This window comes from Chromatiaceae bacterium (assembly GCA_024235395.1).
Lineage (GTDB): Bacteria > Pseudomonadota > Gammaproteobacteria > Chromatiales > Chromatiaceae > Thiosocius.
On record JACKMK010000001.1, the window covers coordinates 1509759 to 1534611 of the forward strand.

Annotated in this window: 26 protein-coding genes; 11 read left to right on the top strand and 15 right to left on the bottom strand. The window is 65.7% G+C overall.

Annotated features, from left to right (window positions below; genetic code table 11):
- Positions 1 to 227: 227 nt before the first annotated feature.
- From bioD to bioB, 5 genes are all read right to left on the bottom strand, one after another.
- On the bottom strand, positions 228 to 902 hold the full coding sequence (gene bioD, locus H6955_07035) for a dethiobiotin synthase (GenBank protein ID MCP5313292.1): 675 nt from the start codon (positions 900 to 902) through the stop codon (positions 228 to 230).
- Entirely contained in the window at positions 899 to 1768 is an 870-nt protein-coding gene (bioC, locus tag H6955_07040) for a malonyl-ACP O-methyltransferase BioC (protein ID MCP5313293.1), read from the bottom strand. Before bioC ends, bioD begins: the two co-directional genes overlap by 4 nt.
- Positions 1761 to 2552 carry a pimeloyl-ACP methyl ester esterase BioH gene (gene bioH / locus H6955_07045; GenBank protein ID MCP5313294.1) on the bottom strand — a complete coding sequence of 264 codons (792 nt, stop codon included), beginning with the start codon at positions 2550 to 2552 and terminating at the stop codon, positions 1761 to 1763. The genes bioC and bioH overlap by 8 nt, the downstream gene beginning before the upstream one ends.
- The gene (gene bioF / locus H6955_07050) at positions 2549 to 3712 is read right to left on the bottom strand and encodes an 8-amino-7-oxononanoate synthase (GenBank protein MCP5313295.1); all 1164 of its coding nucleotides are present in this window, start codon (positions 3710 to 3712) and stop codon (positions 2549 to 2551) included. The genes bioH and bioF overlap by 4 nt, the downstream gene beginning before the upstream one ends.
- 103 nt (positions 3713 to 3815) lie before the next feature.
- Positions 3816 to 4826, bottom strand: a complete 1011-nt coding sequence (bioB, locus tag H6955_07055; protein ID MCP5313296.1) for a biotin synthase BioB — start codon at positions 4824 to 4826, stop codon at positions 3816 to 3818.
- A gap of 220 nt (positions 4827 to 5046) precedes the next feature.
- On the opposite strand from bioB, the gene H6955_07060 reads away from it, so the two are divergent.
- Positions 5047 to 5751, top strand: coding sequence for a ComF family protein (locus H6955_07060; GenBank protein ID MCP5313297.1), 705 nt, complete (start codon positions 5047 to 5049; stop codon positions 5749 to 5751).
- Between the two features lie 59 nt (positions 5752 to 5810).
- Here the strand turns inward: H6955_07060 and dksA are convergent, their stop codons facing one another.
- The 7 genes from dksA to H6955_07095 all read right to left on the bottom strand — a co-directional run bounded on the left by dksA (position 5811) and on the right by H6955_07095 (position 12796).
- On the bottom strand, positions 5811 to 6230 hold the full coding sequence (gene dksA / locus H6955_07065; GenBank protein ID MCP5313298.1) for an RNA polymerase-binding protein DksA: 420 nt from the start codon (positions 6228 to 6230) through the stop codon (positions 5811 to 5813).
- Between the two features lie 104 nt (positions 6231 to 6334).
- Entirely contained in the window at positions 6335 to 7834 is a 1500-nt protein-coding gene (locus H6955_07070; protein MCP5313299.1) for an alpha/beta hydrolase, read from the bottom strand.
- Positions 7834 to 8733, bottom strand: coding sequence for a 4-hydroxybenzoate octaprenyltransferase (gene ubiA / locus H6955_07075; GenBank protein MCP5313300.1), 900 nt, complete (start codon positions 8731 to 8733; stop codon positions 7834 to 7836). Before ubiA ends, H6955_07070 begins: the two co-directional genes overlap by 1 nt.
- A complete protein-coding gene (locus tag H6955_07080) occupies positions 8730 to 9311 on the bottom strand; it encodes a chorismate lyase (protein MCP5313301.1) in 582 nt (193 codons plus the stop codon). Before H6955_07080 ends, ubiA begins: the two co-directional genes overlap by 4 nt.
- 77 nt (positions 9312 to 9388) lie before the next feature.
- Positions 9389 to 11476, bottom strand: a complete 2088-nt coding sequence (recG, locus tag H6955_07085; GenBank protein MCP5313302.1) for an ATP-dependent DNA helicase RecG — start codon at positions 11474 to 11476, stop codon at positions 9389 to 9391.
- Between the two features lie 48 nt (positions 11477 to 11524).
- Entirely contained in the window at positions 11525 to 12421 is an 897-nt protein-coding gene (locus H6955_07090; GenBank protein ID MCP5313303.1) for a hypothetical protein, read from the bottom strand.
- 204 nt (positions 12422 to 12625) lie between these two features.
- Positions 12626 to 12796, bottom strand: a complete 171-nt coding sequence (locus H6955_07095; GenBank protein ID MCP5313304.1) for a hypothetical protein — start codon at positions 12794 to 12796, stop codon at positions 12626 to 12628.
- Between the two features lie 372 nt (positions 12797 to 13168).
- On the opposite strand from H6955_07095, the gene H6955_07100 reads away from it, so the two are divergent.
- The 3 genes from H6955_07100 to H6955_07110 are packed head-to-tail and all read left to right on the top strand — an operon-like array spanning position 13169 to position 16255.
- Complete coding sequence (locus H6955_07100; protein MCP5313305.1) at positions 13169 to 14350, top strand: efflux RND transporter periplasmic adaptor subunit; 1182 nt, start codon at positions 13169 to 13171, stop codon at positions 14348 to 14350.
- Positions 14351 to 14357: 7 nt separating this feature from the next.
- Positions 14358 to 15044 carry an ABC transporter ATP-binding protein gene (locus H6955_07105; GenBank protein MCP5313306.1) on the top strand — a complete coding sequence of 229 codons (687 nt, stop codon included), beginning with the start codon at positions 14358 to 14360 and terminating at the stop codon, positions 15042 to 15044.
- Positions 15041 to 16255, top strand: a complete 1215-nt coding sequence (locus tag H6955_07110) for an ABC transporter permease (GenBank protein MCP5313307.1) — start codon at positions 15041 to 15043, stop codon at positions 16253 to 16255. The genes H6955_07105 and H6955_07110 overlap by 4 nt, the downstream gene beginning before the upstream one ends.
- Positions 16256 to 16403: 148 nt before the next feature.
- On the opposite strand, the gene tsaA is transcribed toward H6955_07110, so the two are convergent.
- Positions 16404 to 16832 (bottom strand): tRNA (N6-threonylcarbamoyladenosine(37)-N6)-methyltransferase TrmO, encoded by a 429-nt coding sequence (gene tsaA / locus H6955_07115; GenBank protein MCP5313308.1) that lies wholly within the window; start codon positions 16830 to 16832, stop codon positions 16404 to 16406.
- A 320-nt stretch (positions 16833 to 17152) separates the two neighbouring features.
- Between tsaA and H6955_07120 the strand changes: the two genes are divergently transcribed.
- Positions 17153 to 17566 (top strand): YjbQ family protein, encoded by a 414-nt coding sequence (locus H6955_07120; protein MCP5313309.1) that lies wholly within the window; start codon positions 17153 to 17155, stop codon positions 17564 to 17566.
- A 35-nt stretch (positions 17567 to 17601) separates the two neighbouring features.
- On the opposite strand, the gene H6955_07125 is transcribed toward H6955_07120, so the two are convergent.
- Positions 17602 to 18123 (bottom strand): invasion associated locus B family protein, encoded by a 522-nt coding sequence (locus H6955_07125; GenBank protein MCP5313310.1) that lies wholly within the window; start codon positions 18121 to 18123, stop codon positions 17602 to 17604.
- A gap of 252 nt (positions 18124 to 18375) precedes the next feature.
- On the opposite strand from H6955_07125, the gene H6955_07130 reads away from it, so the two are divergent.
- The 6 genes from H6955_07130 (at position 18376) to H6955_07155 (ending at position 24403) form a co-directional block, all read left to right on the top strand.
- Positions 18376 to 19128, top strand: a complete 753-nt coding sequence (locus H6955_07130) for a glutathione peroxidase (GenBank protein MCP5313311.1) — start codon at positions 18376 to 18378, stop codon at positions 19126 to 19128.
- 93 nt (positions 19129 to 19221) lie between these two features.
- The gene (gorA, locus tag H6955_07135) at positions 19222 to 20631 is read left to right on the top strand and encodes a glutathione-disulfide reductase (GenBank protein ID MCP5313312.1); all 1410 of its coding nucleotides are present in this window, start codon (positions 19222 to 19224) and stop codon (positions 20629 to 20631) included.
- A gap of 109 nt (positions 20632 to 20740) precedes the next feature.
- Positions 20741 to 21655, top strand: coding sequence for a mechanosensitive ion channel (locus H6955_07140; protein ID MCP5313313.1), 915 nt, complete (start codon positions 20741 to 20743; stop codon positions 21653 to 21655).
- On the top strand, positions 21648 to 22481 hold the full coding sequence (locus tag H6955_07145; protein ID MCP5313314.1) for a magnesium transporter: 834 nt from the start codon (positions 21648 to 21650) through the stop codon (positions 22479 to 22481). Before H6955_07140 ends, H6955_07145 begins: the two co-directional genes overlap by 8 nt.
- Position 22482: 1 nt before the next feature.
- The gene (locus tag H6955_07150) at positions 22483 to 23790 is read left to right on the top strand and encodes a magnesium transporter (protein ID MCP5313315.1); all 1308 of its coding nucleotides are present in this window, start codon (positions 22483 to 22485) and stop codon (positions 23788 to 23790) included.
- 208 nt (positions 23791 to 23998) lie between these two features.
- Positions 23999 to 24403, top strand: a complete 405-nt coding sequence (locus H6955_07155) for an SCP2 sterol-binding domain-containing protein (GenBank protein MCP5313316.1) — start codon at positions 23999 to 24001, stop codon at positions 24401 to 24403.
- Positions 24404 to 24427: 24 nt separating this feature from the next.
- Here the strand turns inward: H6955_07155 and H6955_07160 are convergent, their stop codons facing one another.
- The gene (locus H6955_07160; protein MCP5313317.1) at positions 24428 to 24814 is read right to left on the bottom strand and encodes a RidA family protein; all 387 of its coding nucleotides are present in this window, start codon (positions 24812 to 24814) and stop codon (positions 24428 to 24430) included.
- Positions 24815 to 24853: the final 39 nt, after the last annotated feature.

Below are 24853 nucleotides of genomic sequence, written 5' to 3' on the forward strand. Positions count from 1 at the left end.
ATCTGCAAGGCATTCCCAGCGGCTCAGTGCCGTTCGCGTCTAGGAAACGAACGGCATCGCAACCGTTTTTTCCGCGGGGGCAGGGTAGCGCGCGCCACACCGGGAGCCAAACAAATTTGAGCTAGATCAGTTAAAAATCTTTTTATGGTATTTGACTTCTCTAATATTCCATTTTGTTAATCTAGGTCAAACAAACGCCGGAATACCCGTGCTCCGGGGACGGACTCTCAGAAACCGTCGGCAAACAACGGCCGCGAGACATCGGCGCAGGCCGGGTGCTGCGGGTTGCCCATCACCCCCAGGCAGGGCACGTCGAGCTGCGCATCGAGCGTCGCGAGGTTTTCGACCGGCCGCGGCATAGCCGGATCCACCTGGGAACCGATCCAACCTGCCAGCCTGACGCCGCTGGCCTGGATGGCCTGCGCCGTCAGCAGCGCGTGATTCAGGCAGCCCAGCCGCAGACCCACCACCATCAGGACCGGAAGGTCGAGCGTCCTGGCGACATCCGCCATCGTCAGATCCCTGCCCAACGGCACCAGCCAGCCGCCCGCACCCTCCGCGACCACGGCATCGCTGATTCGCTGCAGCTCATTGAATTCTCTCTTAATTATGTCCAGTTCGATGACGACCGACCGGTCTGCAGCCGCGATGTGCGGGGCGATCGCCGGCGCGAAGCAGTAGGGGTTTACGCGACAGTATGGGACGTCCAGGCCGCTTGCGTCGGCCAACGTCAAGGCATCGTCATTGCGCAGCTTTCCGTCACGGCATTCGGCACCGGCGGCCACCGGTTTGTAGCCGGCGACGACCAGGCCCCGGCGTCGCAAAGCCCTGATCAACGCGCTGGCGACCAGCGTCTTGCCGACCCCGGTGTCGGTGCCGGTCACGAAGGCGCCGCGGTTCATCGCGGGCGCCGCAGCACGTCCAGCGAGACCCGGGTTTCGCCGTCCACGCGGCGCTGCGCGGCGCCCCAGGCATGGCCGTGCACCACCTCGTAGCTGACCGGCAGGCGCCCATCCGGGCCACGGAACTGTTCGTATGCCGCACACACACGCTGGATGCGCCCCCGCCCGGTCAAGCCTCGCGGACGCTGCAGGCTGGCGTTCGCGGCGCCGATCTGCTTGATCTCTCGCATCAGTTGCAGCGGGTCGGCGTAGGTCAACGTGAGCCGCTCGACATCCATCACCGGGTCGGCGAGTCCGGCCGCCATCAGCATGTCGCCGTAGTCATGCAGGTCGATGAACCGGTGTACATGTGACCGTCCGTCGACCTGCGCCCAGGCGGCGCGCAGTTCGTGCAGGGTGTCCGGACCGAAGCTGGAGAACATCAGCAACCCTTCCGGTCGCAGCAGCCGGGCGATGTCCATGAATGTCTGGGCCGGCTGCGTGCTCCACTGCAGTGCCGCATTGGCGAATATCAGGTCGACACTGTTCGCCGCCAACGGCAATGCGTCGAGGTCGCCGCAGACACAGCGCGGACGACGCAACCAGCGCCCGCGCCGCCGGGCACGTTCGAGCATCGGCAGTGCAAAATCCAGCGCGATGACCATCGCCTTCGGGAAGCGCCGCAGCAGCGCCTCGGTCGCCGTCCCGGTGCCACAACCGATGTCGAGGATGACCCGCGGCTGGACACGCATGTAGTCGAGCCGCTCGAGCATGCGACGGCCGATCTCGTTCTGCAGGAAGGCGCCATCGTCGTAGCCAGACGCCGCACGCCCGAAGGCCCGCAGCGCCTGTGCCTTGTCGAGCTGCGGGGGATCGGTGTCAGCCATCCGCGTTCACCTCGATACCGGCACCGCGGACCGCTGCGTCGAGCAACGCCAGGCAGTCGGCCGGATGCGAAAGGAAGGGGGCATGCCCGGCACCGGCCACGACATGCATCGCGCCACCCGGGCAGAGATCGGGCAGACGGGCGCGCAGTGTCGACGGCACCAGCGTATCGCGCGCGCCGAACACCCAATCGACCGGACCCGGCAACGTCGACAGTTCGGTGCGCAGATCGTTGCGCAGCAGCAACTCCAGGCCCTGTCTCAGACCCTCTGGGCTGGCGTGTGGCCGCCGCTCGAGCTCGGCGCGCAGGATGCGCAAGGTCTCGCGTGCGCGCTCGTCGCCCATCACCTGCAGTGCGAGAAAACGCAACACCGTGGCGTGCGCATCGTCGGTGAGCGCATCGGCAAACTGGTGGAAGGTCGCTGCCGGCATGGCGCACGGCCAGTCATCCTGTTGTACGAAACGCGGGGTCGTGGCCACAAGGAACAGACCGGCAACCCGGTCCGGTGCGAGCCGCGCGGCGCGCAGCGCCACCTGGCCGCCGAGCGACCAGGCCAGCCAGTGCGCTCGCGCCGGTGCCGCGTCCAGGCACGCCTGCGCCCAGACCGTCAGATCCGCCACCGGAGCGGCCGGGCTGGCGCCGTGCCCAGGCAGCTCGATCATCGTGACGCGATAGTGCCGGGCGAGTTCACCGAGCAGCGGTTCCCAGACGGCGGCATTCATGCCCCAGCCATGCAGCAGCACCAGTTGGGGTCCGCGCCCGGTTTCGTCGCGGTAGAGCTTCATCGCCGCTCCCCGGCCGCCACCTCGCCGAGGACGGCGAGCAGGGTCTCGACCTGGCCGGCGGTGTGCGACGCCGACAGGGTGACGCGCAGCCGCGCCGCGCCGTCCGGGACGCTCGGAGGCCGGATCGCGCCGACCAGGATCCCTTCACGCTTCAACGCGTCGCTCCAGAGGTTGGCGCGCGCCGCGTCGCCCAGCATCAACGGTTGAATCGCCGTCGGCGAATCCATCAGCTGCAGACCAAGCCTCTGCGCGCCGTGGCGGAAGCGTTGGATATGCCCCTGCAGGCGTTCACGTCGCCAGTCTTCTGCGGCGACGATCCTCAGGCTCTCCCGGGTGGCCTCGGCGATCGCCGGCGGCATTGCCGTCGTGTAGATGTACGGCCGCGCGAACTGGATCAGCGTCTCGATCAGTTCCTGGGAACCGGCGACGAAGGCACCGGCGGTCCCAATGGCCTTGCCGAGTGTGCCCATCAGGATCGGCGCCGCATCCTGGTCCAGGCCCGCCGCAACGGCACTGCCCTGCCCCTGCGGACCGAGTACACCGATGCCGTGTGCCTCGTCGACCATCAGCCACGCATCATGCGCGCTGCAGGTCGCCGCGAGCGATTGCAGCGGCGCAACGTCGCCGTCCATGCTGAAGACGCCGTCTGTGGCGACCAGGCGACGCCCACCCGCCCCGGCGGCAAGCTGTCCGTCCAATGCGGCCACGTCGGCATGCGGATAGCGCTTGAACGCCGCGCGCGACAGCAGACCGCCGTCGAGTAGCGAGGCATGGTTCAGACGGTCCTGGAACACCTGGTCGTTGCGCCCCAGCAGCGCGCTGATCACACCGAGGTTCGCCATGTATCCGGTCGAGAACAGCAGCGCGCGCTCGCGTCCTGTGAACGTCGCCAGCTCCTCCTCGAGCGCGTGGTGTGCACTACTGTGGCCGCTGATCAGGTGAGCGGCACCGGCACCGACGCCGTAACGTGCGATGCCGCGCCTGGCCGCCTCGGCGAGGCGTGGGTCGGCCGCGAGGCCGAGGTAGTCGTTGGAACAGAACGCCAGCATACGCCTGCCATCGACCATCAACTCCGGCCCCTGCGGACCGTCGACGACACGCCGGGTGCGATACAGGCCGTCGCCACGGCGGCGTTCGAGTGCGGCGCGCAACGCCTTCATGAGTTCATCCCGCGCGCGGACCGCCACGGCGCGCGCACGTCCCGGATTGACGACGTTGGGACAACAGCTGCCGGCATCGTGCAGTGGGCCGAAAGCGCAGCATTCAGTGCGCCGGACCGCAACACACCTGTTGGTCAGTTGCCAGCTCGCCGGATTCCATCTGCATCCCCAGCCGCGCAAACAGGGTCCGGTCGTGATCGGCTGCGGGATTATCGGTGGTCAACAGGCGCTCGCCGTAGAAGATGGAATTGGCGCCGGCGAGGAAACACAAGGCCTGCATCTCGTCGCTCATATCGGTACGGCCGGCCGACAGGCGCACGTAACTCTTCGGCATAAGCAGCCGCGCTACCGCGATGCTGCGCACGAACTCCAGCGGGTCGAGCTTGTCCGTGCCATGCAGTGGTGTGCCTTCGACCTGCACCAGCATGTTGATCGGCACTGACTCGGGATGCTGCGGCAGATTGGCCAACTCCTGCAGCATGCGTGCGCGATCCGTGGACCGCTCGCCCATCCCGAGGATGCCACCCGAGCAGACGTTGATCCCCGCCTCGCGCACGAAGCGCAGGGTATCCAGGCGGTCCTGGAAGGTGCGCGTCGTGATCACATTGCCGTAAAACTCCGGCGATGTATCGAGGTTGTGGTTGTAGTAATCGAGCCCCGCATCCCGCAGCCGCTGTGCCTGCGTTTCGGTCAGCATGCCCAGTGTCACGCAGGTCTGCATGCCCAGATCGCGTACCGCGCCGATCATCTCGACCACCCGTTCGAGATTCGTGTCGGTCGGATTGCGCCACGCGGCCCCCATACAGAAACGCGTCGCCCCCTTGGCCTTGGCCGCCTGCGCGGCCTCGACCACTTCGTCGAGCGGCAGCAGTCGCTCGCGCTCGAGACCCGTGTCGTAACGCGCGCTCTGTGAGCAATAGGCGCAATCCTCGGAACAGGCACCGGTCTTGATCGACAGCAGCGTGCTGACCTGGACGCGGTTCGGATCGAAATGCGTGCGATGTATCGTCTGCGCCTGAAACAGCAGATCATTGAACGGCAGAGCGAACAGGCGGCTGATCTCTTCCAGCGTCCAGTCGTGGCGCACGGCGCCATGGGTATCCGCGGTTTGCATGTCGGCGACTCTCCTCAAGCTGAACGATCACCAGCGAGGACGAAGCCGTCGCGGTCCGGATCGGTGCGCAGCGTTGCCTGAGGCGGAGCGACGGATGGGTCTCGCGACGCGGACAGGAGCCACTCGCCGCCGTCGCGCCATGCCAACCCAGGTTCAACGGGAAGCACCGGACGTGCCATCATAGGTTGGCCAGGATGGCTGTCAACCGAAAGGGAATTCAATGGTTAACATTTGGCCAAATATTGCACATTGGTTCGGTAGTGCCTGCCGGTTGTGCAACGCACCGGCCGACGGCGTCTGCCAGGCCTGCCTCGCCGAACTGCCCCGCAACCGCAATGCCTGCGTGCGTTGCGCGCTGCCGCTGGGCACGATCAGCACAAGTCTTTGTGGCGAGTGCCTGCGTCACCCACCCACGTTCGATCGCGCAGTCGCACCGCTGTTGTATGTTGCGCCCGTCGACGACCTGATCGCCGGTTTCAAGTATCACCACCGGTTGGCGGACGGTCGTTTTCTCGCGGACCTGCTCGCCGGGGAACTCGCACGGCGCGAGCCGTTTCCGCAGCTGCTGTTGCCGATGCCATCGTCGGCCCGGCGACTGCGTGAGCGGGGTTTCAATCAGGCCGCCGAACTGACCCGCCGGCTCGCGCGCCAACTCGGGATCGAGTGGTCGACAGCCGCGCTGCGGCGCGGCGATGGCGCCAGGCCGCAGCGCGGACTGGGGCGCGCCGCACGTCTACGCAACCTGCAAGGCGCATTTGCCGCTGCCGCAGGTCTTCCCAGTCACATTGCGTTGGTGGATGACGTGATCACGACCGGGGCGACCGTCGAGGCCGCCAGCCGCGCATTGCGTGAGGCCGGTGTACAACAGATAGAGGTCTGGGCCATTGCGCGTACCCCGCGCGCCCGCCGGACGACAGCGCCCTGAGAGCCCCTGTTCGGGCGCGCGACCCGCTTACCACACGGCAGGTACCGGAGCAGAGACCTTCAGCGGTCGGCCAGCACCCGCTCCTTCATTTCACGCCGCTCCTGGGCGTCAATGGTCAGGGTCGCGATCGGGCGTGCCTTCAGCCGCATCACGCCGATCGGTTCGCCGGTATCTTCGCAATAACCGTAGGAGCCGTCTTCGATGCGCTCGAGCGCCTGCTCGATCTTGCGCTGCAGCTTACGATAACGGTCGCGGGTGCGCAGTTCCAGGCCGTGCTCGCTCTCGCGGCTTGCCCGATCGGCCTCGTCGCCCACTTCCTGGTAGGACTTGTCGCGCAGATTGTCCAGCGTCTCCTGCGCCTCGGTCATCAGCTCTTCACGCCAGCGCAGCAATTGGCGGCGGAAATACTCCAGCTGGAGAGAATTCATATATTCCTCGTCCGGGCTGGGCTCGTAACCTTCCGGCAGTTCCACTGTCATGTCTGTTCCGACTCCGAAGATTGCTTAAGGCCGCGGGTTTTTAGCCTACCCGGCCTGCATAATCAACCCCGGGCTGCCGGAAACACTGACCGAAAACAAGAAAACTACAAACGTTCCAGGCATTTAGGAACGACAGGATCGTTCGGATCGGAGAAAAAATCGCGCACCAGTTCGGCCGCGCAGACGTGGCTGTCGAGCACGCCATGACCGACCGCGGGGAATACGAAGACCCGGCCACGTCGCAGATGCCGCACGGCGTCTTCGGCCCACTCCGGCGGCGTGACCGGGTCGAATTCGCCGGCCAGCAGCAAGGTTGGCACATCGGCGACCACCGGGGTGCGGAACGCCGCCGGCGCCTCGCCCGAATCCCAGAAACGGCAGGCATGGTATTGCCAGTCGAAGCGCTTTATCTGCGCCGCACGCGGATACAGCTGCAACTGGGCCTCGGCATCACGCAGGTCGACCGCACCCCCGTCGTGGCAGTCGACCGAACTCGCCACCGGGTCGCTGATCGCGTCGTCGAGTAGGTTGTCGACACTGTCCTGGATCAGGCTGCGCATCGGGCTGTCCAGGCGTCCCTCGGCGAGCGCACGCAGACTCTCCGGGAGATGCGGTATCAGGTCCCATTGGTACATCGCGTCGAACAGCAGCCAGGCGAGGTCCTCGTCGTCGTACACGACCGCAATGTCGCGACCGGTGTCGGGGTCGCGCACGCTCAGCTTGATCGACTCCCGCCGGACGCGTTCGCTAGCCTCGGCAAGCCGCGTCTGCAGCTCCTCTGGGGTCTGTGCACACTCACCGGCCAGCTCGCAGATCCGACCGAACAGTTCCAGCGCACGCTGCAGCAACCAGGCATCCGCGAGCTCGCCATTGACCTCCGGCGGGTAGGGTGAGTCGAGCACCGCGGCGCGCAGCAGCCGTGGCGCGCGGCGCATCATCTCCAGGGCAACGCGGCTGCCGTAGGACACCCCGTATAGATCCCATTGCTCCAGGCCCATCGCCCGCATCAGATCGATCGCATCGCGCACGTTCAGATCCGTGGTGAAACGGTGCAGGTCGACGCCATCGGCACGCAGCCGGTCGTGGCAGGCACGTGAGGCGTCGCGCACTCGGCGGTAGGTCTCTTCGGTCGGCAGCGGCAACGGCAGCAACTCGCGGCGCACCGTGCGCAGCTCGGGGCAATCGTAGGCCGGTTGCGACAGGCCGACGCCGCGCTGGTCGTACAGCACCAGGTCGGCAGGCCAATCGTTCGCATCGAACCATTCCAGCCAGAAAGCGATCTCGTCGGATTTCAGCCAGGCAGAACCACCGGGTCCACCGGCGATGTACAGCACCGGTGGACCACGGCGCTTCCAGAACCATTGCCGCAGGTACACCACCGGCAGCGCAAAACGCTCGGGGTTCGCCCCCGGTTCAGGTGCCGTGTGCAGCCGGCCGCAGTGGATCGGCCGCCACCAGGGGCGCTCGAACCAGCAGTCGACCCATTCCAGGCGTGCGCCGTCCTCGAGTTCCAGTGCGGGCGGTGGCGCGTGCAGCGCCTGCCATCCCCACCAAAGACCCGGTGCCAAAACCACGAGCCAGACCAACAGGCGCAGCAGGACCATCAAACGCGGTCCGCGAGATAGTCGATCAACAGACCGGCGAACAACAGCATGCCGACATAATGATTGTTCAGGAACGCGCGAAAACATGCCGCCCGGTCGCGCGCGCGGATCAACCACTGTTGGTAGACGAACAATGCCGCGACCCCGGCCAGGGCGGCGTGATAGACGATGCCGCGCCCGGACAGGTCTCCCACCGACCACAACAACGCCAGCATCACCAGCTGCAGCACGCCGATCGCCAGTCGGTCGTATCGACCAAACAGGATCGCAGTCGACTTGATGCCGATGCGCAGATCATCCTCTCGATCGACCATTGCATACATGGTGTCGTAGACCAGTGCCCAGACCACGGTCGCGGCAAACAGCAGCCACGCCACTGGTGGCACCTGGTCCTGCACCGCGGTGAACGCCATCGGAACGGCCCAGCCGAATGCCAACCCGAGGACCAGTTGCGGCACCTGGATGTAGCGCTTGGTGAAGGGATACAGCGCGGCCAGCCCGAGCGCGATGAATGAATGCGCGATGGTCCTGGCGTTGAGCGTCAATACCAGCGCAAATGCGAGCAGGCTCAGTGCCGCAAACACCAGCACGGCCTCACGCGCACTGATCAGGCCGGTCGCCAACGGCCTTTGTGCCGTACGCTCGACATGCCCGTCGAAGTCGCGGTCGGCAAAATCATTGATCGCGCAGCCGGCCGAACGCATCAGCGCGGTGCCGAGCACGAACACGACGAGCGTCCACCACGGCGGCACCCCTTCGGCGGCAATCCACAACGCCCAGAGCGCAGGCCACAGCAGCAGATAGATGCCGATCGGCCGGTCGGCCCTGACCAGCCGCCAATAGAGTGCGAGACGCGACCGCCACTGCGGCACCGCCGCCGATGGCTGTCCGACACTCACTGCCGCAGCTCCGCGATGCCGGGCAGGAACAGCTCGTTCACCAGGATACGCTCACCGCGATACTCGAACAGCGTGCGCCGCCCCCAGATCGCCGCCGGCCGACGGCGCAGGTGCGCGGTGGCGCGGGCAAACAGGCAATGCCGCGCGGTGATCCGTGCCACCTCGACACGCAGCCGGCGCGTCGTCGGATCGGAGAACAGCACCTCGCCGAGCGGCCGTCGTCCGAGGCGGGTCAGCGCCCTGACCGGTCCACGCAGGTTGGCCATCGGGATCAGGGTCCGTGCAAACACCCAGGCGTCGCGTCCGCAGTACAGTCGCACCTCGCGCACCAGGGTCGCACGCGGCGGCCCGGATGCCAGCAGCGCCGCCTCGCTGGTCAGTGCCGCGGCTGCCGCCTGGCCGAGCAGATCGACGCTGAACCGGCGGCGACAACTCGCGATCACCGACCGGGTCAGTGACCCGTCGTCCGTCAACCAGGCGTGGGTCTGCGTGTCACAGCCCGGCAGGCGGCGCGACGTCAGCGTCGTCCAGGTCGGTTCTCGAGGGGCGCAGTTTATTGCCTTGCTACGTCGAAACATCGTGATCGGCGGGACCGGAGATGGGGCCAATTATCGCACGCCGGCAGCAGCCACGCCCGGCTCGACCGGCGCACGGCTCAGACATCCGCGTACTGCTCGCGACGCCCCACCCAGCGCTGAATCAGCGGCGCGACCCGTTCCGGATACTGCGCGATCAGCTCGTCGGCGAGTGCCTGCACCTGCGGCACCAGGTCCTGGTCGCGCAACAGATCGGCGACCCGAAACTGCATTTCGCCGGTCTGCCGGGTACCGAGCAGCTCGCCCGGCCCGCGGATCTCCAGGTCGCGCCGGGCGATCTCGAAACCGTCGTCGGTCGTGCGCATGACTGCGAGACGCTCCTGGGCGACGCCACCGAGCGGGGGATGGTAGAGCAGCACGCAGTGGCTCTGCTGCGAACCGCGCCCCACCCGGCCGCGCAGCTGGTGCAACTGCGAAAGACCCAGGCGCTCGGCGTTCTCGATCACCATGAGACTGGCATTGGGCACATCGACACCGACCTCGATCACCGTGGTCGCGACCAGCAGATCGATCTCGCCCGCCTTGAACGCCGCCATCACGTCCGCCTTTTCGGCCGCCTTCAGACGACCGTGGACCAAGCCGACCCGAATACCCTCGAGTGCCTCCGCGAGTGCGGCTGCCGTGTCCGCCGCGGCCTGCGCCTGCAGCGCCTCGGACTCCTCGATCAGGGTACATACCCAATAGGACTGGCGACCGTCGCGGCACGCCGCTGCGACGCGTTCGACCACCTGGTCGCGGCGGCGGTCGTTGACCACCACGGTCGAGACCGGCCGCCGCCCGGGCGGCAGTTCGTCGATCACCGAAAGGTCGAGATCCGCATAGGCCGTCATCGCCAGGGTGCGCGGGATCGGGGTCGCGGTCATCACCAGCTGGTGAGGCACCTCGACACCGCCGCCCTTCTCGCGCAATGCGAGCCGCTGATGGACTCCGAAACGATGCTGTTCGTCGACGATCACCAGACCCAGTCGATCGAACCGGACATCCTCCTGGAACAGCGCGTGCGTCCCGACGACGACCTGCAGCTCGCCGCTCGCCAGCGCCGCCAACGTGGACTCCCGGCGGCGCCCCTTGTGCCGCCCACTCAACCAACCGATGCGTACGCCAAGCGGATCGAGCCAGGATTCGAAACTGCCCAGGTGCTGTTCGGCCAGCAGTTCGGTGGGTGCCATCAGTGCGACCTGGCAGCCAGCCTCGACCGCGCTCAGCGCCGCCAATGCGGCGACCACGGTCTTGCCGGAGCCGACGTCGCCCTGCACCAAGCGCATCGCGGGTTGCGCCTGCGCGAGGTCCGCGCCGATCTGTGCAAACACGCGGCGCTGCGCCGCGGTGAGTGTGAACGGCAACCGGGCGAGCAATGCCCGCTGCAGCTCACCATCCCTGGCCAACACCGGTGCCCGGTGTCGCCGTTGCCGCTGGCGCAGGGTGCGCATGCTGAGCTGGTGCGCGAGCAATTCCTCGAAGGCCAGGCGGCGCTGGGCGGGATGTCCACCGTCCGACAGCAGGCGCTCGGCATGTTCTGGCGGCGGTCGGTGCAGCAGGCGGACCGCATCGGCCAGCGACGGCAGACGCAGCGCATCGAGGACCGCCGGCGGCAGCAATTCGTCGAGCCCGCCCTGTCCGAGCAGCGCCAGTGCGCGCTCGGTCAGGTCGCGCCAACTGAGCTGGTGCATGCCTTCGGTGGTTGGATAGATCGGGGTCAGTGACGCGGCCGCGGCGACCGGCTCGTCCTCGGCAACACGCTGCACCTCCGGGTGGACCAGCTCGTAGCTGTTCGGCCCGTTGCGCACTTCGCCGAAACAGCGCAGCCAGCTGCCGCGCGCCATGTTCGCCTGCTGCGCAGCGCTGAAATGAAAAAACCGCAGGATGATGCCGCCGCTGCCGTCGGCCAGGCGCACCAGCAGCGCCCGCCGGCGGCCGTACCGGACCTCGGCCAGTTCGACCTGCCCCTGGATGACCGCCTGATCGCCCGGGCGCAGACTGCCGATCGGCACGATGCGGGTGCGGTCCTGATAGCGCGTCGGCAGATGGAACAGCAGATCCTGGACACTCTCGATCCCCAGCCGATGCAGGCGCTCGGCGTTCTTCGGACCCACCCCCTTCAGCGCGGTGACAGGCGTGGCGGCGAGCGTTCGGCTGTGTACAGGCACCGCGGCAGGATACGGAACCGTAAGAGGCGCAACAAGCGCCCCTGGCGATCAGCGGAAATACTCGAGTTCGATCTGGAGCGGCGCCGTGCCGGGTACGGCGCGCAGTACCGCACCGTACCGCTGCCGCTCGCCACCGAGCAGGGTCTCGAGCCGCGAAACGAACAACCTCGACGACCTTGCGTCGTACAGGTTGACCAGATAGTTGTCCCGAAACGGTTCGTCCGACACGTCGCTGAGTTCGAAACGGATCGGGCTGGTCGAGACCAAGGCGAACGCGGCGCTGACCGGCAGCACGACGTTGTTCGGCTGCCATACGAGCGCGTACGGCAACCGCAGTACGCCGGTCCGATCGGAGAAATCGGCGAGCAACGCCGGGGCCTCGCCGGCGGTCGAATACGGGCGCACGCCGGCGATGTTGCCTCCAGCCGCGTAGCGACAGACCTGCAGTCGAGCCTGGCGGGCCACCACGCTGCCATCCGACAGGCGCAGCGTCTCGCACAATTGCTCCCCGCAGCCGAGCAGCAGCGTGCTCTGCCATACGAGCTGCGTGTAATGCCCGCAGCCGTCGCCAGTGCACTGCCCGTTGGCGAAATCGTAATCGCGGTACTCGTCGGCCCACAGGGACACCGCCTGCCGGATATCGAACCCCGGATCGGTGGAGAACGCCAGGTTTTCGCCGGTATTGACCAGGTTGTCGGCGTGCTCCCAGAGGCAGCGTCGCGCGTGGTCCGCGGCACCGACCGCCATGGCCGGGTCCCAGCTGAGCAACGGCAGCGGCGGATCGGCGGCCGGCTGCCCGGGCAGCAGACCTGCACTGACACTGGAACGGACCTGGTTGTGGCTCTGCAATGCAGCCGCCGGGTCGGTGGACCAGGCCGTACCGTGCCAGCTGAGCACGATTGCGAACGTAAACCTTGAGAGATGCACCATCGTGACCGCCCCCATCGACCTGTCCCGCCGTCGCGGGTCGTCGAAACTGTTCGTTGACACAGCCTAGCTGCAACCGTCGACGCTAGCGTCACCAGGGTAACACCGGCACCGGTGGCGAATCCGACGTACCGAGGCACACCCAAAACGAAAAAGCCGGCGCCGCGTCAACGGGCCGACCCTTTCGATGCCTCCGGCCGAAGACCGGGACGGCGATGCCGCTTAGCGCCCCATGTCGTCGAAGACCATATCGGCATGCGGCGTATCGGCGACGTTCTCGTCGATCATCTCATAGATCTCGGGATCGACGATATCCGCGGCGGGGTGATGGGCGAAGGCCGAAACCGATGCAAACAAGGACGCGATGGCGGCCACTTTCATAATATGGGTCATGAATCATTTCCTTCATCTGGTTGCAGTGAATCGACTGCCGCGCGGCGCCACCGCGTTCCGGGGTACCGGGTTGTCCAGCGGCCTTGCGCAATCGATGGGGCGCAGACTAGACGCAAGGCATGCGTGGAGGGTTTTCTCCGCAGTAACCAAATGTAACGAGGTATTTCGACCGATGTGCGCGAGTTCAAAGAACGGTGGCCGGGCACCCGGTGTGCCGAACGGCACAAGCCAGCGCCGGCGCGCCGGTCGCGCGCCCCGCGTGTCATCTGTACATGCCAGAGACGGACACCGCCGCTCTGATGCATCTTGTAACAATTGCCGGACGAACATGTGGCCCACGACGTTGTCGAATTCATTATGAAAAACAATCGCATGAACATCGTTCTTGTCATCGCTGCGGCGGCCGCGCTCGCCGTGGCAACGGGCACCTGGTGGCTATCGCGTTCCACCGAAGTAGTGCCGACACCGGACTACACCTCGGTTGAGATCAAACGCGGCGACATCACCGCCACCGTATCGGCCACGGGCACCCTCAATCCGATGAAGACCGTTCAGGTGGGCAGCCAGGTGTCGGGGGCGGTGCAGCACCTGTACGCGGATTTCAATGATCGCGTCGAAAAGGGCCAAGCGATCGCGCAGATCGACCCCGCCCTGTTTCACGCCAAGCTGGCCGAGGCCCAGGCCGACGTCGCCAGTGCGAAGGCCGGTCTCGAAAAAGCCGCGGTCGGTGTCCGTGACACGCAGCGTGAGTTGGACCGCCAGAAGCAGTTGTTTGGAAAGAAGCTGGTGGCCGAGAACATTCTGGATGCCGCGCGCTTTGCGCACGAGTCCGCACAGGTCGAGCGCCAGCTCAGGCAGGCGGCCGTGGCACAGGCCGAGGCCGTGCTGAAGCGTGAGGAGGTCAACCTCGCGTACACCACGATCTATGCGCCGATCGACGGTGTCGTAATCTCACGCGATGTCGACGTCGGCCAGACGGTCGCCGCAAGTCTGCAAGCCCCTACACTGTTCACCATCGCGAACGACCTGACCCATATGCAGGTCGATGCCGAGGTGGACGAGGCCTTTATCGGTCAGGTCCAGGAAGGCCAGGCCGTCAGTTTCACGGTGTTCGCCTATCCGGGCGAACGTTTCGACGGACGCGTGGTGCAGGTACGCCTGCAGCCGAAGGTCGAATCGGGGGTCGTGAAATACAACACCGTGATCGAGGTGGACAACACCGCGGGACTGTTGAAACCGGGGATGACCGCCAACGTCTCTATCCAGGTGGAACAACGCAGCGACGTGCTGCAGGTGCCCGGCTCCACGCTGCGGTTCGTCCCCGACTGGCCCGCGGCCGAACTCGCCGCACTGCGCCGCAGTCTCGCGCCCGGCGAACAGCTTCTATGGGTTGCCGAGGGCAAGCGCCTGCGCCCCGTCAAGGTCAGCTCGGGCGTCATCGGCGACCGCATGGTCGAAGTACAGAGTGACGAGCTCAAAGAAGGGATGCTGGTCGCGACGCCGGAGAAACGCGAGACCGCGCGCAAGCGGCGTTTCGGTATCAGCTTCTTTTGATTCGATCATGAACGCACCCGTCATCGAGGTCAGCGAGCTCCACAAGACCTACGTACTCGACGGCGTAGAGGTCAAGGCGCTGCGCGGCATCGACCTGGTGGTCGAAGCCGGCGAGTTCGTCGCCGTGATGGGTCCGTCCGGATCCGGCAAATCGACGTTGATGAACATCCTGGGTTGTCTCGACCTGCCGGACAGCGGGCGATACCTGCTACAGGGGCACGACGTCACGCAGCTGCATGCCGACCAGCTCGCGGCCTTGCGCAATCGCGAGATCGGCTTCGTGTTCCAGAATTTCAACCTGCTGCCGCGTACCAGTGCGCTGGAAAACGTCGAGACGCCGCTGGTGTACGCCGGAATCGGCCATGCCGAGCGGACACGTCGCGCGACCGAGATGCTTCGCCAGATGGGACTGGAAGACCGTCTCGCGAGCCTGCCGAGCCAGCTGTCCGGCGGACAGCAGCAGCGCGTGGCCATCGCGCGCGCGCTGGTCACCCGGCCTGCGCTTTTATTGGCGGACGAGCCGACCGGCAACCTCGATACCGCGACGAGCGCGGAGATCATATCGCTGCTGGAGAAGCTGAACCGTGACGAAGGCGTTACCGTCGTGTTGATCACGCACGAGCCCGAAGTCGCAGAACGCGCCCGGCGAACGCTCGTCGTACGCGACGGCCGCCTGCAGGAGGAGCGCGGGTGAACGCCTCGGCGGCCCTGCAACTCGCGTTGCGCGCACTCTGGCGCAACAAGACCCGCGCGATGCTCACCGCACTCGGTGTCGTGATCGGCGTCGCCGCAGTGATCACCATGGTCGCGATCGGCGCGGGCGCGCAGAAACGTGTGGCCGAGACACTGGACAACCTGGGTACGAACACGCTGGTGATCCGACCGGGCACGGTGACCCGCGGCGGTGTGCGGACCGGAGCCGGTGGACGCACCAGCCTGTCTCTGGCAGATGCCGAGGCGATCGATGACCTGCGTGGCGTGGTGGCGGTCGCGCCGAGCATTCGTGCCGCCGGGCAGGTGCGCAACCGGGACGCCAACTGGGGCACCACCATCGAAGGGGTCACGTCAACCTATACCGAGGTACACAACTGGACACTTGCGGAAGGCCGCTTCCTGACCGAACAGCACATGATCGGTGCCGCGCACGTGTGTGTCGTCGGTCAGACCGTGGCGCGCGAACTGTTTGGCCTGGCCAGTCCACTCGGCGAACACCTGCTGGTCAAGGGGACCGCGTGTGAAATCATCGGCGTGATGGCGGGGAAAGGGGCCACCGCCTGGGGCACCGACCAGGACGATGCGGTGTACATGCCGATCACGGCGGTTCAGCGCCGCCTGCTCGGCGTCACCCACGTGCACCGCATCGATGTCGCGACCACAGGTCGCGCGGCCTCGTTCACCCTGCTCGCGGATATCAAGCGATTACTGCGTGAGCGGCATCGCCTGGTCGAGGGTCAGGCCGACGATTTCCGCGTCTACAACCGCGCAGAACTCGCCGAATCCTCCGAAGAGAGCGCGCGCGTATTCACCTGGTTGCTCGGCAGCATCGCCTCCGTGTCATTGCTGGTCGGCGGCATCGGCATCATGAACGTCATGCTGGTATCGGTCACCGAGCGGACCCGCGAGATCGGCATCCGTATGGCCCTGGGCGCACGGCGGCGCGACATCCTGCTGCAGTTCCTGCTCGAGGCGCTGCTGTTGAGCGCGGTCGGCGGATTGTTCGGCATCATGGTCGGCACCGGCGGCGCCGTCGCGGTGGCGCATTTCTCAGAGCTCTCCGCGATCATTACGCCGTTTTCGGTGCTGGTCGCGTTTCTGTTCGCCGTGCTGGTGGGTGTCTTCTTCGGTATGCACCCGGCACGCAAGGCTGCAAACCTGCATCCGATAGAGGCGCTGCGCTTCGAGTAGCCGGCTGCGGTCGCCGCGGACGCTCGAACGGTGCGCCGCCCGCCCGCGACGTGATCGGAAACGTCGGGCGATTCAGTCACCGACGTGCACTGTGGGCACATCCATAGCGCGGCAAAAGGCGCGTGTCCCGCACCTCAACCGGTGGGCACTACGGCTTGATATCCAACACCGGTGTGTCGGCAAAGGCATCGATGCCGTCGATCTCGATCGTGGTGCCGTCGACCGACAGCACCCGACAACGGCTCAGCGCGATCAGGTTCGGGCGAACCGGTGCGCGCGTGGCGAACACGCCGCGCAACGGATTGTCAGGGTTTGCACGCGGATGGACCTGCAGGATGGACCTCTGCTCAGGGGTGTCATTGCGGTCGAACCAGTACAGCACCCAGATCGACTCGAACTGCTCCAGGCCCAACAGCGCCGGCCGATAGCGGGGCTCGATCTCGATTGTCGTACGCCCGTCGCGTTTGCGCACCCATCCGATCGGTCGTACCTCGTAGACCGGTGCTGCCGGATCGGCGTCCTGCGCAGGCACACCACCACGCGGATCGGGCCAAGCCGCAGCCGCACCGATCGCGATGGCCAGCGCCCCGCCCCAGGTAACCGACGACCGGATCACGACCGACCCGTTGGCCACATGACCCGATGAACGGCGGGCCGGCCGTTGAATTCGAACATCGCCACCTTGTACGAACACCTGATCGCTTGAATGGTTCTGGGATTGGATCAGACTCCTTGGGCGACTGCCAAGTGCCCCCCGACGCCGCGCACCGCGCCAGTCGTTCAGAGGCGTGACCCGTTCAGGTGGCGAACCACCGACGAACGCGCGACGCGTGGCTTTCGGTCGTGCGCCGGTTTGCGCTTAGACTGGTCGACCGGACTCTGTCAGTGCAATCGCCGATGACCCACCAGGAAATCATTGAACACCGCACCCGCGGCCGTGGTACCTACGACATCACCGACCAGGTGCAGCGGGTGGTACGCGAAGCCGCGATTGAGACCGGCCTGTGCCACCTGTTTGTCCAACACACCAGTGCCTCACTGATCGTCTGCGAGAACGCCGACCCCAGCGTCCGCAGTGACCTCGAACGGTTCATGCAACGCCTGGTCCCCGACGGCGATGCGATCTACAACCATACGATGGAGGGGCCCGACGACATGCCGGCGCATATCCGTTCGATCCTCACCCAGGTCGATATGACCGTACCGGTGTCTCGCGGGCGATGCGCGCTGGGGACCTGGCAGGGGATCTACCTCTACGAGCACCGCCACCATCCGCATCGGCGCCAGATCGTGGTGACGGTCAGGGATTGAGCCGGCAGGCAGGACGCCTGCCGGCGGCACGTGCGCTATTTCTTCTCTTTGAGCACCGCGAGGGCCTTAGTCAGGCCGTTCAGCGACAGCGGCAGACCGACCACCTGCTTGGTCGGTGTCGCGACCCGTATCACCGCCTGTTCGCCCTTCTTCAAGCTGGCCAGCATCGCATCCGGGATCGGTGTCGCGATCGTGGTGCAGCCGTCCGCTGCACAGAGGAAATAGTTCAGCTTGAGGGGTTCTGCACCCTCCAGGGTCAACGCGGCGCCCGGGGGCAACAGCGAACCGAGCGGAACCGTGACCACCAGCATGGGCTCCTTGTGTTCCGGCCGGAACGCGATCCGCGCGCCCAGCACGAGTTGCCCGGTGTCCTTCTTGGTCACGTTCTGAAACACGTAACACAGCTTGTCTTTGCCGTCCGGCCCTTCCTCGCAGCGATAACCCCAATCCCCGTAGGTCGGGATCTGGTCCGCGTTTTTATCTTCGGCGCCAATGGCTTGGCTGACCATCAGCGAACCGGCGAGCGTCACAAGCAAAGCAGAAAAAATCTTGCGCATCATGCATTCCGTTTAGAAAAAAGTCTTCGCAGTCTATCGGCAAACTGCACCGGCAACAAAGACAGCCAGCCGCGGCTGAGGTTCCAGGGAAGGGTCGCGCGGAGCGACTCCGGCGCCACTCACACACGAACCGAACGGACGATCGATAGCCATTCGCTATCTATATATTAGAAACAAATGATTTCATTAATGAGTGGGAAATCTCGATACTGCATCCACTCAAGTTAAACGCATCTTTATGGAGACCGAGTGATGAAATTGCAGAATCGTGAAGGCCAGCGCATTCCCAGTGTCGTATTCCGGACCCGCCGCGAACACGAATGGGTCGATGTCAGCTCAGACGAGGTCTTCGGCGGCAAGACGGTCGTGGTGTTCGCCCTGCCCGGCGCCTTCACCCCGACCTGCTCGTCGACCCACGTACCGCGCTACAACCAGCTCGCTGCGGAGTTCAAGCGCCACGGCGTCGACGACATCGTCTGCGTGTCGGTCAACGACGCCTTCGTGATGAACGAGTGGCGTGCCGAGCAGAAGGCCTGGAACCTGACCTTCCTGCCGGACGGCAACGGCGACTTCAGTCGCGGCATGGGCATGCTGGTCCCCAAGGAAGACCTCGGTTTCGGTGAGCGCTCCTGGCGCTACTCGATGCTCGTCAAAGACGGGGTGATCGAGAAGATGTTCATCGAGCCGGACGTGCCGGGTGACCCGTTCGAGGTGTCGGATGCCGACACCATGCTGGCCTACGTCGCGCCGAATGCGAACAAGCCGCTCGACGTCACCGTGTTCACCCGCGAGGGCTGTCCATTCTGCAGCCGCGCCAAGGGCATGCTGCGTGACTCCGGCATCCAGTTCGACGAGCTGGTACTGAACCGCGACTACAGCGAGGTCACGCTGCGCGCTGTGGCCGGCATCTCGATGGTGCCGCAGGTGTTCGTCAACGGCGAACACATCGGTGGCTCGGACAAGCTCGAGGAGTTTCTCGGCGGACGTGACAAGGCCGCGGCCTGAGGCATAACCCCCGGTGAAAAGATCCCGGCTGCGGGAGGGTCTACTCCCGCAGCCACGCCGGGACCATGCCCGGCAGTATTCTGGAGTAACGAGATGAACACGCACTTCGACCTGATCGCCATCGGTGGCGGCAGTGGCGGCCTGGCCGTGGCCGAAAAAGCGGCACAATTCGGCAAGCGCGTCGCGGTGATCGAGTCCGGCAGGCTCGGTGGAACCTGCGTGAACAACGGCTGCGTACCGAAAAAGGTCATGTGGTACGCGGCCAATCTGGCACACGCGGTCGACGACGCCAACGATTTCGGCATTCCGGCCCAACGCGGCCGGACCGACTGGCGCAAGCTGGTCGGTGGACGGCAATCCTACATCGGTCGCATCAACCGTTACTGGGACAGTTACGTCGACGACAGCGGCATCACCCGCGTCGAGGGCGCCGCCCGATTCATCGATGCACACACGATCGAGGCCGCCGGCCAACGCTTCTCTGCCGATCACATCGTCGTCGCGACCGGTGGCCGCCCGATCGTGCCGCCGGTCCCCGGCGCCGAACTCGGCATCACCTCCGACGGTTTCTTCGCGCTGCAGGAGCAGCCGCGCAGGGTCGCGATCATCGGTGCCGGCTACATCGGCGTGGAACTGGCCGGCGTGCTGCGCGCGCTGGGATCCGACGTCAGCGTGGTCGCGCTCGAGGCCCGTGTCCTCGAGACCTTCGACGAGATGATCGGCGACGTGCTGATGGACGAGATGCGCAAACAGGGTATCGAACTGCACATGAGCTTCCAGGTCGCAGGCCTGGTAGAGACCGCTGCCGGTATCGCGCTGGACGCCAGCAACGGCGATCGTCTGGACGGATTCGATGCGGTGATCTGGGCGGTCGGTCGCGCACCGAACACCCGTGAACTGGCGCTGGAGAAAGCCGGCGTGGCGACACGTGCGAACGGCATAGTACCCACCGACGCGTTTCAGAACACCAATGTTCCCGGGATCTATGCGATTGGTGACATCACCGGCCGCACGCCACTGACCCCGGTCGCGATCGCCGCCGGCCGGCGCCTGGCCGCACGCCTGTTCGACGCCCAGCCGGAAAGCCGGGTCGACTACGACAACATCCCGAGCGTCGTGTTCGCCCACCCGCCGGTCGGCACCGTCGGCCTGACCGAGCAACAGGCGCGCGAGCGGCACGCGAAGGTGACGGTCTACAAGACCGACTTCACACCGATGCGTCACGCGCTGTCGGAACACGGTGTGACCACCGCGATGAAGCTGGTGTGCACGGGCGAGGAACAGCGCGTGGTCGGCATCCACCTGATCGGTGACAACGTCGACGAGATGCTGCAGGGCTTCGCGGTGGCGGTGAAGATGGGTGCGACCAAGGCCGACTTCGATGACACCATCGCCATCCACCCGGTCAGCGCCGAGGAACTGGTGACCATGAAGGTACCCGAGCCGGACCCCCACCCGCATCACGGTATCGATGCCGGGGTCGAATGGCGCGAGGCCGGTTGACACCGACGATGCACATCGATGCGGACAAGCCGGATGATGCGTGGCCGCGGCTTTAACGGTCGTCTATAGTGGACCTGCATAGGCAGGTCCACACGGCTTTGGGAGGACCATGGCTGCATCACCGCCGGTTCCGCCCCCGATCTCCCCTCAGGCTCCACCCTCTGCGCTCCAGGGAATCGGTGTCAATCTGATCGACAACCCCGGGCTCTGGTTCGACGAAGTCAGTCGCGAACTCACCCTGGCGCTGAAAACACTGCTACCCAATCTGCTCGCGGCGATCGCATTGGCGCTCCTCGGCTGGCTCGCGGCAATCGTGCTGCGCTGGCTGATCATGCGCTTCGGCAAAGGGCTCGACGCAATCCTCGCGGTGGTTCACCGGTGGTCCGGGCAACAGGTCGCCCAACCGCGCTGGTCGGTTTCCAACCTGGTCGCCAAGATCGTGTTCTGGATCGTCCTCGCGTACACGCTGAGTGCAGCGGCCGAACAGCTCGGGCTGACCACATTCGCACGCTGGGTACTGGGACTGCTCGGCTACCTGCCCAGCCTGCTGATCAGCCTGTTCATCCTGTTCATCGGTTACCTGATCGCCGGCGGCATCAGGAACCTGATCATCGTCGTCGCGGACAGCAGTGGTTTTCAGCATGGCCTGTCGCTCGGCCATCTGACGTCGGGACTGGTGCTGGCGTTCACGCTGCTGCTGGCGTTGGACCAGCTGGGCCTCGACGTGACCCTGTTCGCGACCATCATCACGCTGGCTGCCGCAGCGCTCTTCGCGAGCGTCGCCCTGGCGTTCGGTATCGGCGCGGCCGACGCGGTGCGCAACGTGATGGCTTCGCACTATGTACGTCGTGCCTACCAGCCGGGCCAGCGGGTCCAGATCCACGGGATGCAGGGCGAGATCCTGGAGATGAGCCAGGTCGCAGTGATCGTCGAGACCGAAGACGGCGAGGCCTGGATTCCGGCGCGCCTGTTTCTCGAAGGCGTCGCGCTGATCGCTGGCGATGAGGACGGCGAACGTGCTTGATGCCGTCACCAAGGGTTTTCTGACGCAACATCCGGCCTCCGCGGCACGGACGCTGGCACGTCTCGACAGCCGTGATGTCGAGGCCGTGTTCAGTGCGATGCCACATGCGGTCGCCGCCAGGGTACTGGAACAGATGGCACCGGGTTCAGCCAGCCGCTGCCTGTTGCTCCTTCCACCTGCGACCGCCGGTGAGATCCTCGCCCGGACCACGCTGCTCAATGCGGTGGCCGCGCTCCGCGTGATGCAACCCGCACAGGTCCAGACACTGCTTGCCGTGGTACCACGCCCGATCGCGGCACGCCTGCGGCTGCGGCTGCGTTTCTCGGAATCGGTGGTCGGTGCGTACGTCGACGAGGATGTATTGACCCTGCTACCGGATCAGCGGGTCGGCGATGCATTGCGCCTGTTCCGGCGCAGCGGCCAGCACACCGGGCAGACGATTCCGGTCCTCGATCGCGACCGCCGCCTGCTCGGCATCGCCGACCTGGGCGACCTGCTCGGCGCAAACGATCGGCGCCTGTTGCAGCACGTGTTGCGTCCCGCGCGCGCGGTGTTGCATGCGCGCACCGCGCTACAGGCGGTGACCGCCCATCCGGCCTGGCTGACCCATGACAGCCTGCCGGTGATCAACCGTAACGGTGTCTTCCAGGGCGTACTGCGGCGCTCGCGCGTCATGGAAGAGGGACAGGACCTGTTGACCGAGGTCACCGACCGCAACGAGCTCATCACCACCCGCGCCGCGTTGGCCGACATCTTCTGGGTGGCAGTCGGTGCGCTGTTCATCGGCGGGTCGGTGGCGACCGAGCGGGAACCGAGGGACAGATGACATGAAGCCCGGACTCGCCAATGCAGTACACGCGCTGCAGCGCGACCTGGTAGAGAACCATCCGGACGATGCCGTGCTGTTGCTCGAACGCCAGGCACCGACCGAGGTCGCCGAGTTGCTGGCACGCCATCCGATCACCGCGACACTCCCGGTCTGGGAACGCCTGTCGCCCGACGTCGGCATACGGGCGCTGGAGGCCCTGCCACCGACACAGGCGGTCGAGATCCTGCGCCACATGGATCCATCGCGTGCCGCCGCGATGCTCGCAATGCGCGACGTGGAGGCTCGCGAGAAATACCTCGAACGTCTGCAGGACACCGAGGCACAGGAGTTGCGCGCCATCCTTTCCTACCCGATGGACAGTGCCGGGGCCCTGATGGATCCGCGCATTCTGCTGCTGCGTGCGGACACCACGGTGCGCGAGGCGCTTGCACGCATCCGGGCCCTGCGCCGGCGTGGAACGCGACGACTGTTCGTCGTCGATGCCGACAATCACCTAGAGGGCCAGGTGGACATACAGGACATCGCGACCGCGACCGCGAACACGCGGCTCGAGGAGATCCAGCGACCGGTAAGAGCCGTAGTCAACGCCCTGGCGCCGCGCGAGGAGGTGGTCGATATCCTGGAGCAATATCGTCTGACCGATCTGCCGGTCGTGGATGCCGACGACCGACTGATCGGGGCGGTGCGCTATCGCAACCTGATGGCGGCGGCCGAAGACGAGGCCACGGTTGCGATGCAGACCATGGTCGGCGTCAGCAAGGACGAGCGTGCACTGTCGAACGTCTCGTTCGCGGTGCGCAAACGGCTGCCGTGGCTGCACATCAACCTGGCCACCGCATTCCTCGCCGCCGCGGTCGTCGGACTGTTCGAGAGCACGATCGCCAAGTACACCGCACTCGCGGTCTTGCTGCCGGTGGTCGCCGGCCAGTCGGGCAACACCGGCGCCCAGGCACTGGCAGTGACGATGCGTGGGCTGGCGCTGCGAGAGATCCGCATCCGCCACTGGCCACGCGTGATCTTCAAGGAGATGTCGGCCGGTTTCTGGAACGGCATCGCGATCGCCGCCACGACCGCGTTCGGGGTCTGGATATGGAGTGGCTCGGCCGGACTCGCCGGCGTGATCGGCATTTCGATGGTCCTGTCGATGGTGATCGCGGGCGTGTTCGGAGCGGCGATCCCGCTGCTGCTCACCGCCTTCGGCCAGGACCCGGCACAATCGTCGTCGATCGTCCTCACCACGATCACCGACGTCACCGGCTTTTTCAGCTTCCTCGGCATAGCGACACTGTTTGCAAACCTGCTCTAGGCAGGCCTCCAGCGACTGTTTCCGGAAAACGCCCGGGCACCCCCGCGCGTCCCTCTTGGCGACCTGGTCATCGTTGCCGCAGAATCGCGCCGCGCGGGCAGCGGGTCAGGTCCGCGCTTGCCGATCCCGCCGTTGACGGCCAGGATGCACTGGTCTAGTTCTATTAGGCACCGCCTGTGCCCCCCAACCTGAAGACAAGGAGAATCGGATGGCCGAGCTTTTCTCTGACGAGTGGATGAACCAATTGAAAGACGCATGGAACGCCGAGCCCGAAGTGCGCGACAAACTGGCCGAGATCGGCTTCAGCTCGGTGATCACCTGCGGCTTCAAGGACGAGGACCAGCCGCGTGGGGTGTTCGTCGTGGAAAACGGCGAGTGCGTGCGCGCCGGCGACTATGCCGACGAGGCGCCCGATTGGGACATGCGCGCCTCGCGCGACGACTGGATGAAATGGGTCGCCAAGGGCCTGGGGATGGCGGGAATGGGCACCGCGTTTGCAATGGGCAAACTGAAGTTCAAGAAAGGCGACTTCAAGGCGATGATCAAGGATCCGCGCATGGCGGGCCCGTTCGTCAAGAGCTTCGGGCTGATGCAGAAGATCGGCGCCGAGTGACTGCCGCCTCGGCGCGCATGCGCGTCAACCGCCCAGTTCCAGGATGCCGTCCATCTCCACGTTGGCATCGCGCGGCAGCGATGCCACGCCGATCGCCGCACGTGCCGGGTAGGGTTCCGGGAAGTATTCCGCCATGACCTGGTTGACCAATGCGAAATTCGCCAGGTCGACCAGGAACACGTTCAGCTTGGCCATATCGGCCAGGCTGCCACCCGCGGCGCGCGCCACCGCCTGCAGGTTGTCGAGCACCTGCCGAATCTCGGTCTCGGTATCACCGTCGACCAGTGTCATGGTGCGCGGATCCAGGGCTATCTGCCCGGACAGGTAGACGGTTGTGCCGAACTTGACGGCCTGCGAGTAGGTTCCGATGGCCTGCGGGGCCTGGTCCGTCTTGATGATTTCGCGACCCATTGGGTTAGGCTCTCCGTGGATGGCAGGTGGTTCGGTCGT

Coding starts and splice junctions, on each gene's coding strand:
- gorA (MCP5313312.1), top strand. CDS start 19,222: ATGAACACGCACTTCGACCTGATCGCCATCGGTGGCGGCAGTGGCGGC.
- H6955_07125 (MCP5313310.1), bottom strand. CDS start 18,123: ATGCGCAAGATTTTTTCTGCTTTGCTTGTGACGCTCGCCGGTTCGCTG.
- H6955_07095 (MCP5313304.1), bottom strand. CDS start 12,796: ATGACCCATATTATGAAAGTGGCCGCCATCGCGTCCTTGTTTGCATCG.
- H6955_07155 (MCP5313316.1), top strand. CDS start 23,999: ATGGCCGAGCTTTTCTCTGACGAGTGGATGAACCAATTGAAAGACGCA.
- H6955_07130 (MCP5313311.1), top strand. CDS start 18,376: ATGAAATTGCAGAATCGTGAAGGCCAGCGCATTCCCAGTGTCGTATTC.
- bioH (MCP5313294.1), bottom strand. CDS start 2,552: ATGAAGCTCTACCGCGACGAAACCGGGCGCGGACCCCAACTGGTGCTG.
- dksA (MCP5313298.1), bottom strand. CDS start 6,230: ATGACAGTGGAACTGCCGGAAGGTTACGAGCCCAGCCCGGACGAGGAA.
- bioC (MCP5313293.1), bottom strand. CDS start 1,768: ATGGCTGACACCGATCCCCCGCAGCTCGACAAGGCACAGGCGCTGCGG.
- H6955_07120 (MCP5313309.1), top strand. CDS start 17,153: ATGACCCACCAGGAAATCATTGAACACCGCACCCGCGGCCGTGGTACC.
- H6955_07080 (MCP5313301.1), bottom strand. CDS start 9,311: ATGTTTCGACGTAGCAAGGCAATAAACTGCGCCCCTCGAGAACCGACC.
- H6955_07160 (MCP5313317.1), bottom strand. CDS start 24,814: ATGGGTCGCGAAATCATCAAGACGGACCAGGCCCCGCAGGCCATCGGA.
- bioD (MCP5313292.1), bottom strand. CDS start 902: ATGAACCGCGGCGCCTTCGTGACCGGCACCGACACCGGGGTCGGCAAG.
- H6955_07150 (MCP5313315.1), top strand. CDS start 22,483: ATGAAGCCCGGACTCGCCAATGCAGTACACGCGCTGCAGCGCGACCTG.
- bioB (MCP5313296.1), bottom strand. CDS start 4,826: ATGCAAACCGCGGATACCCATGGCGCCGTGCGCCACGACTGGACGCTG.
- H6955_07140 (MCP5313313.1), top strand. CDS start 20,741: ATGGCTGCATCACCGCCGGTTCCGCCCCCGATCTCCCCTCAGGCTCCA.
- H6955_07105 (MCP5313306.1), top strand. CDS start 14,358: ATGAACGCACCCGTCATCGAGGTCAGCGAGCTCCACAAGACCTACGTA.
- H6955_07100 (MCP5313305.1), top strand. CDS start 13,169: ATGAACATCGTTCTTGTCATCGCTGCGGCGGCCGCGCTCGCCGTGGCA.
- H6955_07070 (MCP5313299.1), bottom strand. CDS start 7,834: ATGGTCCTGCTGCGCCTGTTGGTCTGGCTCGTGGTTTTGGCACCGGGT.
- bioF (MCP5313295.1), bottom strand. CDS start 3,712: ATGAAGGCGTTGCGCGCCGCACTCGAACGCCGCCGTGGCGACGGCCTG.
- H6955_07090 (MCP5313303.1), bottom strand. CDS start 12,421: ATGGGGGCGGTCACGATGGTGCATCTCTCAAGGTTTACGTTCGCAATC.
- H6955_07060 (MCP5313297.1), top strand. CDS start 5,047: ATGGTTAACATTTGGCCAAATATTGCACATTGGTTCGGTAGTGCCTGC.